A 13,200-nucleotide genomic window follows, 5' to 3' on the forward strand; every position below is an offset into this window, starting at 1 on the left:
CTCCTTCATTCTGGCGCAAATATCCTCGGGGGGTGCGGGGGGCAGACAGCCCCCCGTGGCGCTGGTCTTTCAGTCCGTGACCTGCGCCAGCCGCGAGAACAGCTCGGCGATCCCGGCCTGATCCACATTGGCGAAGGCCATGCGGAACTGGCGCGCCCCTGCCTCCGACCCTTCGGGCTGGAACATGGTGCCGGGCAGCAGAAGCACGCCCGCCTCCTGCACCAGCCGCGGGGCAAGCCGGTCGGAGGGCGTGTCGAACGGATGTTCGACATAGGCGAAATAGGCGCCGCAGCCGAGAAGCGTCCAGCCGTCGAGCGCCGAGAAGCCGCCCACCATCGCCGTGCGCCGGGCGAGGATCTCGGCGCGCTCGCCCGCCACCCACTGCGCGAGGTTCCGAATCCCCCAGAGCGCGCCGATCTGGCCGAGCTGGCTCGGGCAGATCGCCACCGTGTCGAGGAACTTCTCGATCTGCGCCAGACGCGCCGCCGAGGCCACCACGGCGCCGACCCGGTGGCCGGTCAGACGGTAGGCCTTGGAGAAGGAATAGAGATGCACCAGCACCCCGTCCCAGTCCGGATCGGCAAAGAGCGCGTGCGGCGCGCCGGTCCGGCTGTCGAAGTCGCGGTAGGTCTCGTCCACGATCAGCGCAAGGCCGCGCGCGCGGGCCAGATCGCGGAAGGCCTCGAGCGTCGCCGCCGGATATTCCACCCCGCCCGGATTGTTGGGGCTCACCAGAACGATGGCGCGGGTCCGGGGGCCCACAAGCGCCGCCGCCTCCTCCGCATCGGGCAGGAGGCACGGGCCCGTGGGCAGCGGCACCGCCATCACGCCCTGCATGTCGAGCCACATCTTGTGGTTGAAATACCACGGCGTGGGCAGGATCACCTCGTCGCCCGCCCCGGCGAGGGTGGCCATGATCGCGCAGAAGGCCTGGTTGCAGCCCTGCGTGATCGCGACCTGCGCGGGCTCGATCCGCCCGCCATAGGCGGCCGACCATTGCGCCGCGATCTCGGCCCGCAGCGCGGGCAGCCCCAGCACCGGCCCGTAGAGATGGGCCTGCGGATCGTGGAGCGCGGCCTCGGCGAGGGCCGCCCTCAGCTCGGCCGGCGGCGGCTCCACCGGCGCGGCCTGGCTCAGATTGAGAAGCGGCCGGTCGGCGGGAAAGCTCAGCCCCTGGATCCAGCGCCGCGCCTCCATCACCGGGGGCGGGAAGGTCGCGGCCATCGCGGGGTTGAGCGGCAGGGTCATCGGAGGCTCCGGAGGCAGGGGCGGCGGCTCAGTCGCGGCCGCGGTAGGGCTCCACATATTGCAGGGCCATGTCCCAGGGGAAGAAGATCCAGGTGTCCTGGCTCACCTCGGTGATATAGGTATCGACCATCGGCCGGCCCGAGGGCTTGGCATAGACGGTGGCGAAATGGGCGCGCGGATAGAGGGTCCGCACCAGCTCCAGCGTCTTGCCCGAGTCGACGAGGTCGTCGACGATCAGGATGCCGTGGCCGTCGCCCATCAGTTCGGCCTGCGGGGCCTTGATGACGGTGGGCGCCTGCTGCTCCTGCCAGTTGTAACTTTTCACGCTGATCGTATCCACGGTGCGGATGTCGAGCTCGCGGCTCACGATCATGGCGGGCACGAGGCCGCCCCGGGTGATGCCCACGACGGCGCGCCACGAGCCGTTGTCCGGCCCCTGGCCGTCCAGCCGCCAGGCCAGGGCGCGGCTGTCGCGGTGGATCTGGTCCCAGCTGACGTGGAATCCCTTCTCGTGGGGAAGGCGCTCTTTCATAACGGTCTCCTAGAACGCGGCAAGCTTCACGCCGAGCAGCGCCAGCAGGCCGCCAAAGCTGCGGTCGATGACGGATTTGAGGCTGATATATCCGCTGCGCGCCCGTTCAAAGGAGAAAACGCGGGCGACGAACGTGTTCCAGAGGAACTCGTTGAGAAAGACCGCGAGAAGCAGGAGGCCCACGGCCCAGGGAGCCGCATCCTGCGGGACCGTGCCGATGAAGATGGCCGAGAAGAACACGGCCGGCTTCGGATTGGAAAGCTGGGTGAAGAGCCCGAGCCGGAAGGCCGAGGCGGCGCTCCTCGGCGGGCGTCCGGCCTGCCCGGTGTCGAACGGCCGGTCGGCCTCGCGCCACATGACAAAGGCCATGCGCATCAGATAGATGGCGCCCGCGATCTTCATGCCCCAGAGCAGCGAGGGCGCCACCTTGAACAGGAGCGCCAGCCCGAAGAGCGCGGCCGAGGCCCAGACGAGCGCCCCGGCGGCCAGCCCGAGCGCGAGAATCGCCCCGGTGCGCAGTCCCTCGCTCATGCCGGTGCGGGCCGACATGAGCACGGCCGGCCCCGGGCTGATCGCCGCCATCAGATGCAGCAGCCAGGCTGCGGCGAAGGCGGCGAGGCTCATGTCAGTGGTCCTTGCGGCCGGTCACGGCGTCGATGTCGGGCGCGTCCACGGCCTTCATGCCGACGACGTGATAGCCCGCATCCACATGCAGCACCTCGCCCGTCGTGCCCGAACCCAGATCCGACAGCAGATAGAGCGCGGCCTTGCCCACCTCTTCCTGCGTGACGTTGCGGCGCAGCGGCGAATTCAGCTCGTTCCACTTCATGATGTAGCGGAAGTCGCCGATGCCGCTGGCGGCCAGCGTCTTGATCGGGCCGGCCGAGATCGCATTCACGCGGATGCCGTCCTTGCCCAGATCCTCGGCGATATACTGCACCGAGGTCTCGAGCGCGGCCTTGGCGATTCCCATCACATTGTAGTGCGGCATCACCTTCTCGGCGCCGTAGTAGGTCAGCGTGAGAAGGCTGCCGCCCGCGGGCATCATGGCGCAGGCGCGCTGGCAGACGGCGGTGAAGGAATAGACCGAAATGTCCATCGTCATGCGGAAGTTCGCGGGCGTCGTGTCGACATAGCGGCCGCGCAGCTCGGACTTGTCCGAGAAGCCGATGGCATGGACGACGAAGTCGAGCGTGCCCCAGACCTCCTTCAGATGCGCGAAGAGCCGGTCGAGCGAGGCCTCGTCGGACACGTCGCATTCCACCATCTCGGTCGCCCCGATCGAGGCGGCCAGCGGTTCGACGCGCTTCTTCAGCGCATCGCCCTGATAGGAGAAGGCCAGCTCGGCTCCCTGGTCGGCGCAGCATTTCGCGATGCCCCAGGCGATGGACTTGTCGTTCGCCAGCCCCATGATGAGCCCACGCTTGCCAGCCAGCAGTCCGTTCGCCATCGGGTTTCCCTCGTGATGTTCTTGAGTGGTTTTCGCGAGGTGTAGGCCATCCCTCGGGTTGCATCAAGTGCGGCAGGATGCGGCGGTATTGTGGGGGGCGGCGCGTGGCTCTAGGGTCGCTCCGCGCAAGAGAGGAAGCATCATGGACAGGACGGGCATCTTCGCCGGGGACGATCCCTTCGCCATCGCCGCAGGCTGGCTGGCCGAGGCCGAGCCGCAGGAGCCGAACGATCCGAACGCCATCGCGCTCGCGACCGTCGATGCCGCGGGTCTGCCCAACGTGCGGATGGTGCTTCTCAAGGAGATCGAGGCCGAGGCTTTCGTCTTCTACACCAATTACGGTTCGCAGAAGGCGGTCGAGATCGAGACCTCGGGCAAGGCCGCCTTCGTGCTCCACTGGAAGTCGCTGCGCCGCCAGATCCGCGTCCGCGGCCTCGTCGAGCGCGAGGAGGGGGCGCAGGCCGACGCCTACTACGCCTCGCGGTCGCTCAAGAGCCGGCTCGGGGCATGGGCCTCGGAGCAGAGCCGCCCGCTCGCCTCGCGCACCAGCCTTCTGGCCGAAGTGGCCCGCGTCACGGCACGCTTCGGAACCAACCCTCCGCGCCCCGCGTTCTGGGGTGGTTTCAGGATCAGGCCGCTCGAGATCGAGTTCTGGGCGGACGGCGCCTTCCGCCTGCACGACCGTTTCCGCTGGCGCAGGAACAGTCTGTCGGACGGTTGGTCGATCGAGCGGCTGAACCCGTGATATTCGCGCTTCGCGAATGAAAAGGTTCGTATACGAGTGATGATTTGCTCTTGAATCCGCCGGAGGATTGACGGCACTAGTTTCAATCTACGGGCTCATCTGGGGACAGCTCTGGAATGGTGGAAGACGAAAAGGCCCTGCAGCTTGTGCATGGCCGCGTGAAATGGTTCGATCCGGCCAAGGGCTTCGGGTTCATTGTGACCGAGGAGAATGGGGCCGACATCCTGCTCCATGCCAATGTCCTGCGGAATTACGGCCAGAGTTCGGTGGCGGACGGCGCCGGCATCACCGTCAAGGTCCAGAGCACCCAGCGCGGCGTTCAGGCTGTCGAAGTGATCGAGATCGAGCCTCCGGAAGGAACGACCTTCCACCTCAGCGAGGACAGCGAAGCGACGACCCCCGAGGAGATCGCCGCGCGTCCGCTGGAGCCCGGCCGGGTGAAATGGTTCGACAAGGGCAAGGGCTTCGGCTTCGCCAATGTCTTCGGCCGGCCCGAGGATGTCTTCATTCATGTCGAGGTCCTGCGGATGTCCGGCTTTGCCGACCTTGCGGCAGGCGAGGCGGTGGCGCTGCGCATCATCGAGGGGCGGCGCGGGCGCATGGCGGTGCAGGTGGTCTCATGGGAAGTCGCAGCGCGTCAGCATCAGCAACCGGCCTGAGCGCTCTCGCGCTCGTGCTGGCGCTTCTGCCGGGTGCCTCCCGCGCGGACTGTCGCCCGGATGCGGTCGAGTTGCGCACCGAGGCTGGGTCCACGATGCGATTCTCGGTGGAAATCGCCGACACGCCGGCCGAGCGGTCGCGCGGGCTGATGCACCGCGAGAGCCTGCCGCGCTCGTCGGGGATGCTGTTCCTGTTCGACGCGCCGCACAGGGCGAGCTTCTGGATGCGCAACACGCTCATTCCGCTCGACATGATCTTCGCCGGGCCCGACGGCACGGTGAAGGTCGTCCATTCCAATGCGGTGCCCGAGGATCTCACGCCCATCTCGGGCGGGGAGGGGATCCAGAGCGTGCTCGAGATCAACGGCGGCCTCGCCCGTGCGCTCGGCATCGGCCCCGGCACCGTCCTGCGGCATCCGGGCCTCGACCAGTCCCTCGCCGCCTGGCCCTGCGACGAGGCGCCGGCGAAGCCCTGAGTTCCACGTCCATGGCGCCATTCCCGAGGACGCGCAGGCGGTGGCCCCGGTAGACGTATCCCCAAGGATGAGCGGTCGCGCCCTTGGCCGCTGACGGCAGAGCCTGAAGGGCTGCCCCGAGCGTCGCACCCGGCGCGGCTCGTGACCCGGATCGCATCCTGGCCACAGGGGCCGTTTCCCGGTGTCACCTTTCACGAAGCATAAGCGGTTCGCTCGGAGAGGCGGCGATGAGAGGAGGCAGATGCCAGCCCCGCCGACCGCTGGGACAGGTGGCGCGGAAGGGGCCAGGGACCGGCCTCGCCTGGGTCACTCCCCGCCCGCTTGCCGGAAGCCGCAGACAGCGAGCGCCCCTTTCCAAGCGGCCGACGAGGCTGTAGGAAGACCCCGACGGAGTGTAGCGCAGCCTGGTAGCGCGCCTGCTTTGGGAGCAGGATGTCGGGGGTTCGAATCCCTCCACTCCGACCATTACCATTAAACTGTTTATTTTTAAAGACTTACGCGGTTCGGCTCGGTCGCATGTGTTACAGTTTTGCGACTCATCCACACGGCTCAGGCCAGAGCTGGCGGCCCTTCGGAAGGCCCTCACGTCTGCACAGTCAGAAGCCCGCCGATGGCGAGTCGGCGGGCTTGCTGGTGGTGGTGCTACGGGTCAAGCCGCCAGAAGATCAGGCCGCGTCATTCGCGGCTCGTTCCGCAAGCACTCCTTCCCAATGATCGACACGCTTTCCGGCAGGGCGACGATCTCCTGTTCAACCCCATCGAAGGCCGCCAGAATATCGGCTTTCATCACCATGCCCCGAATGAGCATCGGGCGTTCCCGGCGCGCCCCGCTACGCTGTGCGAACCAGATGCCGTAGTCACGGCACAAGGTCCACGACATGCCGTGCATACCGTTCTCACACCTGATGCCACGCCAGACCTCCACGCTTTCGGGGAGCGCGGCGAAGGTCCCGCGCTCGTCTGCGCTCATGGCAAATTCGCGCTTCGGAACGTCCGCCGTCCACAGCTCGCGCCAAGCGTCGTAGTCCTGAAAGATGTTGTTTGAGTCCCGCCAGACCTCGGCCACGAGAGGCCAGTATTCTTCAGGGAACATGTCCAACCCGCCCCGCGCAGCCTCCGAGAGGGCTTCGAGCCTGTAGGGCCTTTCGTGGCCGAAGATGTAGCCGGAGAGGTCTCCCGCAGCCGCTGCCGCCTCAGCACGGTCCCGCATGAACTCAAAGTGTGCGTTGGTGAGGGCAATATACTCGCGCGTGAGGTTGCCGGGAAGGAGCGCATGAAGGTAACGGTGATTCACCATGATGCCGAGGTCACTGCGCACCACATGATCCAACAGATCTTCGTGAAGGTGCTGAAGCGCGTGATCCTCATTGTCGTTTGCGGTCTCGCTCAGGCAGGCTGTCTGTGCAGCGCGCATGAGGTCGGGCAGGGCGGGGTTATGCGCCATGTTGGTTTTCCTGTGCCGGTGTTGGGTGGTTCAATTATAGCAAGCCGGCGTCCGGCTTGCTGGCGGCAAATTGCGGTAAATTGCGACTTCTCAAAGTGATAGGCGCGCCGGGTCTAGGATCTAACCTCAGGCAGCTTCGGCCTCGTCCCGAACGCTCTCCGGCCACAGGTCGGCGACCTCGCCCAAGGTGGTGACGATGTGCGAGCGGCGATCAAGGCCGGGTGCCGGGTCGGCCATGAGGCGGGCGACGAGGGCGCGATACACGTCATCCGGCAGGTAATGCGACATTGTTGATGTTCCTTTTATGCTGCTTCGGTCCCTCGAACCTTGCAGGCGGCGAGTCCGCTTGCAAGCAGAAAATTATGGTAAGTCATTGATTTGCTTATGTAAGTCGTGACTTACCGGGCTTCGGGGTGGTCAGAACAGCGCCAGATTTGCGCGTTCGGCTGCGGCCGTTGCAGAACGCTCTCTGCCACGTCTCTTCTGTTGATGCGCCTTGTTCGCGGCGCGCTCGCGTTCCACCTGCTCGGGGCTGCGGTTCGCCTTTGACTTGGCCTTCTGCGCGCGGCGATGAGCTTTCCGTTCCTCCGGCGTCAGGTTCTTGAGGTCGCGCCGGTAAGGCCGCACCGGCTGGCCGGTCGTCTTGAGCTTGTCTTCGGCATAGAAGTTACGCCCGGACTTGCGGAACCTTTCCAGCCGTTCCGCTTGGTGCTGTTCAAGCCACGCGCCCGCAGCCGCGTTCCTAACGTCAGCGTCGGTGCCGTAGTTCTCGGCGACCTCGGCCGGGGTCATGCTCGCGATCTCGCGGTTCAATGCCTCGGCTTCGACCAGATCTTCGGGCGTGGTAGGGCCAAGCTCGGCCAGCAGGTCGGCCAGTAGGTCAGCCTCGCCCGGCGGCAGCGCGTCCAAGGTAGGCAGGCAGGCCGCGCTCGCCACAAACTCCGCATGTGTCGTTTCAACAGGCGGGGTGCCTACCAGCTCGTCAAGCTCACTCATCGCCCGCTCAAGTTTCCGGCGGTCGGCGCCAGACAGATTAAGTGCCCCTTCCATCCTCTTCTTGGTCCTGTTATGTTATCACTTGATGTTGATGCCCAGAGGGGGCCGGTGTTCGCACCGGCCCTTTCTCATGCAGCGTCGACCACGGGGGCGCTGTCCGCCGCCGTCAGCAGCAACCGAGCAAGATCGCGGGCGAGGTCGCGCGAGAAGCTGCGCGGCGAGCCGGGGAACGGCACCGTGATCTGCACCCCATTGCCCTTCCGCCCGGCCGAGAAGCGGTGATCAAGGTCAATGACGGTGGTCGCGCTGCGCTTCGTCGGGTCCGCCAGATCGCGCACCAGTTCGGCCAGCTTCCGCGCGCCGTCCAACGTGAGAAGGGCCGGGGTGTCGGGGTCCAGGGCGATGTAGACGCCATCGGGGACGCGCTTGATCGTGACGCCGGGGATGGTGTCCGGGATGGTGCCGCGCGCGATCTCGGCATTGATCAGGTGACCCAGAGTCTCGGCGATGGAGAGGCCGCCGAGGGCGGCAGCGATGGCCTTGAGCTGTTCGTGACGCTCGGCCGAGGTCAGGACGTTCCGGGGGTCGTTCATGTGATGGTTCCTCGCAAGGGGTTTGCACGTCGGGAAAAATCTAACCTTACATGATTAGACGGTCAAGCGGGATTTTCTGCAGTGTCAGGGGACAATTTCCGGGAGGTGCCGGACTGCCGAGGACACTCCGGGAGGGCCTGAACCTGTCAGGGGACAAAGCTGTCAGGGGACATTTTCCCACAAGAGAGAAGAGAGGGAAGAGAGATACAGATACTGTGGGAGATTGTCCCCTGACACGTCCCGGAACGTATGACCTTCAGAGTCCCGGAGCGTGTCAGGGGACAAGGCTGTCAGGGGACATTTTCCCACAAGAGAGAAGAGAGGGAAGAGAGATACAGATACTGTGGGAAATTGTCTCCTGACACGTCCCGGCTCACCCTCCTGCGGCTCACCACACAAGATGTTCCGAACTTCTCACGATGACACTAAAAGCCTCGTGCGTCTCCGGCGCTCTCACGGCGTTCCGTTCCGGAGCGCCTGAATGACTCGCCAGACTCCACAGGAAGCCCGCTGGTGGGCGCTGATACCCTCCGGGGTGTCGATGCGGCGGCCGGACCTTAGCGGGCCTCTACGGGCTTCCTATTGAGATTCTTCTGTCCGGTTTAAAATCCCTTGCCGGGGGTTCGCGCGTGTGAGACAAATGTGCATCCGGGGTTCACCGTCTCGGGCTAAGTCAGGAGACCCCGCGCCTCGTCTCCGGCGTGGGGTTTTCCATTTCAGCGCCTGCCCTGATTAAACATGGCGCCGGGGCGCATCTGCCGGCCGATCTCGTCGCGCACCAGCGCCCGCATGGAGCCTTCGGTTTCCCGCGCGATCTGCTTTGCAAGATCCGCATTGGCTTCCGAGGTGCCGCCCGTGGCATTCACATTGATCGTCGGGGCAATGGTGATATTCGGTGCATGAGCCGAAGTTTCTTTCGAGAGTTTCGGTGCGAGCGGGATCTTCGCGTTGTCACTGACAAGCCCGCCAGCGGCATAGCCCTTCAAATGCCGGTGCATCCGATCAAGGTTTCCGGCGCCGATTTTAGCGGTTGCTTCCTTACTAAAAACAAACTCGCCGCGATGGACAATCCCGGCCGGTTCAAATTTGCCGCCTGCGCCGGTATAGCCGCCCTCAGCGAAGCCGCCGGTCAGGAAGCTGCCGAGGGTGCCGAGGAAGGAACCGGACCCTGCACCGGCCAGCATTCCTATGAGGCGCTGTTGAAGCGCCATCTCGGCGAGCTGTAGCACGAGCTGCCCGACTGCCTCCTTCGCGCTCATGGCGCCAGACAGCACACCCGTGAAGACGCTGGTCAGAGCCTGCGCCCCGCGCTGTCCGGCTGCCTCCACGGCCCGCAGGCGCTCGGCGGCCTGCTCAGCGCTCGTGCCGGCCGTGGCATATGCTCCCGCGAGCCGGTCGATCTCAGCCGACAGGGCAGGCGTGATCTCTCGGCCCTCGCGCTGCGCGGCGACCAGAAGCTCGGCGCGCTGGCGCGCATATTCGAGCATGTCGCTATAGGTTTTGCCCGTGGTCGAGGCGCTGGCGAGCGCCTGCCCCTGCGCTTCGAGGGCGGCGGTCTCGGCGGTGATCGCCTGCACCGCGCGGCCGTAGTCGTCGGACGTGCGGGCGCCGCCTGCCGTCCGGCCGGGGCTGGTCCCGGTGCCCGTGGCGGGCGGGGTCCAGGTGTCGGCCTTCGGCCGCCACGTCTGCTCGGTGCGCCGTTCCAGCTCGGCGATGATCTGGTTTTCTTCCTCGTCCAGCTCACGCAGGCGCAGGTTGATGATCGCGCGCCCCCGCTCGCCGTTTCTCCCGGCGGGCAGGTTGTCCAGTCCGGCGGCCTGCTCGGCCTTCTCGCGCATGATCTCGGTCTGGCGGGCCTGCAAGGTGCGGTCGCGCTGGTTCTGGAACTCGCGGAAGCCGTCAATGAAGTCCGCAAGGCTCGCCGCCGCCGAGACGATGGCGGACTTCAGGGCGGTCCCGACCGTGGTCGCGATCAGGTTGAACTGCCTGTCCACCTCGGCGGCCTTGGCGATCAGTTCGTCGTCCATCACGATACCCAGCGCGTTCGCCTCGGTGATGGTGCGCCGGATGCCCGCTTCGCCCTGCGCCAGCAACTCGACAAACCGTTCGCCGCCCGCGCCGCCGAACAGCTCGTCGGCAATGCGGATCTGCGCGGCCTTGTCGAGCTGTTCGAGCCGCCCCAGGATTTCGAGCATCAGGGCCGAGGGGTCTTTCAGCTTCCGGGCCAGCTCTTCGCCCGTGTAGCCGAGACGCTGGAAGGCTTCGGCCGCGCTGCCCTTGCCGGTGACGATGAACTCGTCGGCGCGAAGCGACAGCTCCTTGAAGCCGTCCACGAGGCTGTCAACGCCGATGCGGTTCTGCTCGGCCACGAAGCGCCACTCCTGAAACGCCCGCGCCGACAGGCCCGCCCGCTTCGCCTCGTCGCCGATCTGGGCCACGCCCCGCGCGACTTCGTGCGCCCGCTCCGCGATGCCGGTCAGGCCCGCGCCTGCGATCCCGCCTACAAGGCCGCCCGCGAAGGGCAGGGCCAGCCGCTTGAATGTAGCAGCGATGCCGTCGCCCGCCTTGCCGTAGGTCGCGCTGATCTTGTCAGCGTTCGCCTTCGCCCGGCGCTCCATGTCGTTCGCGGCCTTCGCCTGCGCGGCGTTGGCGCGCTTCAGGCCCTTTTCGAGCTTATCAATTCGTGCTTCGATTTCGACAACAAGGCCGGGCAATCCGGTGTCCATGTGCAATGTCCTTCAGAAAACAAACAGGCCCTCGGCCTCGGGATCGGAGTAAGCCGACTTGCGGCTGTCGGCGGCGACGGCGCGCGAAACCGCCATCGCAGCGGCAACGGCGCCGTCAATCCGGCTGGTGCGCTGGACCTTGTGCATTCGGATCAGGCCGCTTTCGCTGCGTGAGGCGCACACGTTCTGAAGATGGTTGCGCAGGACCGGGTGCCCGTCGTGGCGGATCAGGCGACCGTTCACCACGCGCTCAAGATCGCCAGCGGCAACGCCCATAGTCAGCGGCGCCTGTCGCATCTCCACCACCGGCAGGCCCTCGTCATAGAGGCTCTGCATCATCGGCCGGGCAAGGTGCGGGTCGAAGGCGACTTCCTGCGCGTCGAAGCGGGCGCATAGCTCGCGGATCTGGTCGGCCACGGCGCTCTGGTCGATGATCGCGCCGGGCGTGGCGATCAGGTGCCCTTCATCGCGCCATCGCTCGTAAGGCACGCCGTCGCGGTCGGCGCGGACCTTGAGGTCGTCGCCGGGCACCCAGAACCACGGTTTGACACTGATCTGCCCGTCCGGGTGCTTCCACGCCGCCACCACGGCCGAGAGGTCGCCCGAGATGGACAGGTCAACGCCGATCCAGCAGGGCAGGCCCTCAAGCTCGTCCAGATCCTCGGCGAAGCGCCGGGCGTCGTAGGTGTCGAAGTCGAAGAGCGGATCGCGGCTGTTCGCCATCCACTCGTTCAAGTTGAACTGCCGGAAGGCGTAGGCATCGCTCGGGCGGCCCTCGGCTTCCTTCGCCAGCGTGCGCAGGCCCTCAAGGCTCGGGAAGCCGTGGCGCAGGCCGGGGTTGACCTTGTGCCACGTCGCTTCGTCGGTCCAGTCGTCGCCTGGCTCGGGCGCGAACAAGATCGGCAAGAAGGCCGGGTTCACGATCTCGCCCCGCGCGACGGCCAAGGCATAGGCATATTGTTCCGCCGCGACCGTGTCGGCGCCGCGCCCGGCCGTGGTGGCGATCACGGTCAGGCTGTCGGCCACCTTGGCGGTGCCGGACTTCAGGGCTTCCCAGAGGTCGCGGCCCTTCCATGCGTGCAGCTCGTCAATCAACGTGAAGGCCGGGGTCCGGCCATGCTGCGCGCCACCATCCGACGAGATCGCCGAGAGGGTCACATCCTCGGCGCGGAAGACGATCTTCTTTGCCGAGTTGTGCGCGTCATAGATCCGGGTGGCCGCCACGAGGCGCTTGTCGGCGCGGATGATGTTCGCGGCCTCGCGGAAGCCGATGCCCGCCTGCTCGCGGTCGCAGGCGGCGAAGATCACCTGCCCGGCGGGCACGCGCTCGGGGCCGAGGGTATGGAGAAGGGCCAGGGCGGCGGCGAGGCTGGTCTTCCGGTTGCCCCTCGGCACCAGCAGGAAGACCGTCTTCACGATCCGGCTGCCGTCCGGGTGCCGGGGTCCGTAGATCGCCCGGACGATGCGCTCTTGCCACGGGTAGAGCTGGAAGGCCCGGCCCGGCGCGGTGCTCGCCGGGTGCTTCAGCAGGCGCAGGAACTTCACCGCCCGCTCGCCATAGCCGAACGGGTCGGGGATCGCGCTGCCGTCATAGATCCACGCCGGATAGCTGCTCTTCGTCATCAGGTCACAGCGAGCGGGTTGTCGGCGTCGTCATCCTCGGCGGCGGTGCTGGCGATCCGCGAGCGCGACACGGGCGACAGGCCATATTCGGCCGCGAGCTGGCGGGCGGTCTGCGCAGCCCGGTTCAAGACGCCGAACATCTTTGGGTCAATGACGCCACCGGCCGCCTGCCGCTCGCGCTCGATCTGCCGGACGATGCCCCGCGCGGTGCAGAGGTCTTCGACGCCGCCGAGGTCGGCGGTCGTGACGATCCGATCTTCCACCAGCCGGGGCAGGACGCGCTTCCACTCGGCCTTGGCCTCGGGCGACAGATGGCTCGGCGCCTTCGGCACCCGCGCGAGCGGCGCCCGGTCGGCGTTCAGGGTCGGCTTCCGGCCTCGGGTCGCGGTCGTCATGCCGCCACCGCCTTCAGCTCAAGACCTCGCCGGCGGCCGATCTCGGCCACCTCGCGAATGTCGAAGGTCCGGCCGTCGCCCGTCACGATCCGGTCGCCCGTGGTGATGCCCGCCCGCCAGCGGATGCGGAACGTCACATGCGCGGCCTCGGACTCGCCGAAGCCGGTCGCGCTCTCGCGGTCGGTGCGCTGCACCAGCTCGGCGTGGGCCACGGCCACGGCACCCCAGAGGGTCACAACCTCGCCGGACGGGTCCACCAGCTCGGTCTTGCGTTGGATCTGGATCAGATGGCGCAGGGCTGCGCTGCGCATTG

15 protein-coding genes and 1 tRNA gene are annotated in these 13,200 nt (G+C 66.6%); 4 read left to right on the top strand and 12 right to left on the bottom strand.

Annotated elements, in window-relative coordinates; all coding sequences use genetic code 11:
* Window positions 1–69: 69 nt before the first annotated feature.
* From RSP_RS04760 to fabI, 4 genes are read right to left on the bottom strand one after another with little or no spacing between them, the layout of a single operon-like run.
* Window positions 70–1,248 (bottom strand): aminotransferase, encoded by a 1,179-nt coding sequence (locus RSP_RS04760; protein ID WP_011337410.1) that lies wholly within the window; start codon window positions 1,246–1,248, stop codon window positions 70–72.
* A gap of 28 nt (window positions 1,249–1,276) precedes the next feature.
* A complete protein-coding gene (gpt, locus tag RSP_RS04765; protein WP_011337411.1) occupies window positions 1,277–1,780 on the bottom strand; it encodes a xanthine phosphoribosyltransferase in 504 nt (167 codons plus the stop codon).
* A gap of 9 nt (window positions 1,781–1,789) precedes the next feature.
* The gene (locus RSP_RS04770; protein WP_002719508.1) at window positions 1,790–2,404 is read right to left on the bottom strand and encodes a LysE family translocator; all 615 of its coding nucleotides are present in this window, start codon (window positions 2,402–2,404) and stop codon (window positions 1,790–1,792) included.
* Between the two features lies 1 nt (window position 2,405).
* A complete protein-coding gene (fabI, locus tag RSP_RS04775) occupies window positions 2,406–3,230 on the bottom strand; it encodes an enoyl-ACP reductase FabI (protein WP_002719509.1) in 825 nt (274 codons plus the stop codon).
* Window positions 3,231–3,372: 142 nt separating this feature from the next.
* On the opposite strand from fabI, the gene pdxH reads away from it, so the two are divergent.
* From pdxH to RSP_RS04795, 4 genes are all read left to right on the top strand, one after another.
* Window positions 3,373–3,975 carry a pyridoxamine 5'-phosphate oxidase gene (pdxH, locus tag RSP_RS04780; RefSeq protein WP_011337412.1) on the top strand — a complete coding sequence of 201 codons (603 nt, stop codon included), beginning with the start codon at window positions 3,373–3,375 and terminating at the stop codon, window positions 3,973–3,975.
* A 116-nt stretch (window positions 3,976–4,091) separates the two neighbouring features.
* Entirely contained in the window at window positions 4,092–4,634 is a 543-nt protein-coding gene (locus RSP_RS04785) for a cold-shock protein (protein WP_002719511.1), read from the top strand.
* Window positions 4,595–5,110 (top strand): DUF192 domain-containing protein, encoded by a 516-nt coding sequence (locus RSP_RS04790; protein ID WP_009564802.1) that lies wholly within the window; start codon window positions 4,595–4,597, stop codon window positions 5,108–5,110. The genes RSP_RS04785 and RSP_RS04790 overlap by 40 nt, the downstream gene beginning before the upstream one ends.
* Before the next feature lie 388 nt (window positions 5,111–5,498).
* Window positions 5,499–5,575 (top strand) — tRNA-Pro (locus RSP_RS04795).
* A 184-nt stretch (window positions 5,576–5,759) separates the two neighbouring features.
* Here RSP_RS04795 and RSP_RS04800 read toward each other — a convergent pair.
* From RSP_RS04800 to RSP_RS04830, 8 genes are all read right to left on the bottom strand, one after another.
* Window positions 5,760–6,554 carry a hypothetical protein gene (locus tag RSP_RS04800; protein ID WP_011337414.1) on the bottom strand — a complete coding sequence of 265 codons (795 nt, stop codon included), beginning with the start codon at window positions 6,552–6,554 and terminating at the stop codon, window positions 5,760–5,762.
* Window positions 6,555–6,680: 126 nt separating this feature from the next.
* The gene (locus tag RSP_RS22180) at window positions 6,681–6,842 is read right to left on the bottom strand and encodes a hypothetical protein (RefSeq protein WP_011337415.1); all 162 of its coding nucleotides are present in this window, start codon (window positions 6,840–6,842) and stop codon (window positions 6,681–6,683) included.
* A 129-nt stretch (window positions 6,843–6,971) separates the two neighbouring features.
* On the bottom strand, window positions 6,972–7,550 hold the full coding sequence (locus RSP_RS04805) for a hypothetical protein (protein WP_227590633.1): 579 nt from the start codon (window positions 7,548–7,550) through the stop codon (window positions 6,972–6,974).
* Window positions 7,551–7,678: 128 nt separating this feature from the next.
* Window positions 7,679–8,143: a hypothetical protein gene (locus RSP_RS04810; protein ID WP_011337417.1), complete on the bottom strand. Its 465-nt coding sequence runs from the start codon at window positions 8,141–8,143 to the stop codon at window positions 7,679–7,681.
* Window positions 8,144–8,859: 716 nt separating this feature from the next.
* Window positions 8,860–10,869 (bottom strand): phage tail tape measure protein, encoded by a 2,010-nt coding sequence (locus tag RSP_RS04815; protein WP_011337418.1) that lies wholly within the window; start codon window positions 10,867–10,869, stop codon window positions 8,860–8,862.
* A 12-nt stretch (window positions 10,870–10,881) separates the two neighbouring features.
* Window positions 10,882–12,492, bottom strand: coding sequence for a terminase large subunit (locus tag RSP_RS04820; protein WP_017140144.1), 1,611 nt, complete (start codon window positions 12,490–12,492; stop codon window positions 10,882–10,884).
* Entirely contained in the window at window positions 12,492–12,887 is a 396-nt protein-coding gene (locus RSP_RS04825; protein ID WP_011337420.1) for a phage terminase small subunit P27 family, read from the bottom strand. Before RSP_RS04825 ends, RSP_RS04820 begins: the two co-directional genes overlap by 1 nt.
* Window positions 12,884–13,198 carry a phage head closure protein gene (locus RSP_RS04830; protein WP_011337421.1) on the bottom strand — a complete coding sequence of 105 codons (315 nt, stop codon included), beginning with the start codon at window positions 13,196–13,198 and terminating at the stop codon, window positions 12,884–12,886. Before RSP_RS04830 ends, RSP_RS04825 begins: the two co-directional genes overlap by 4 nt.
* Between the last annotated feature and the right edge of the window lie 2 nt (window positions 13,199–13,200).

Source organism: Cereibacter sphaeroides 2.4.1 (assembly GCF_000012905.2).
Lineage (GTDB): Bacteria > Pseudomonadota > Alphaproteobacteria > Rhodobacterales > Rhodobacteraceae > Cereibacter_A > Cereibacter_A sphaeroides.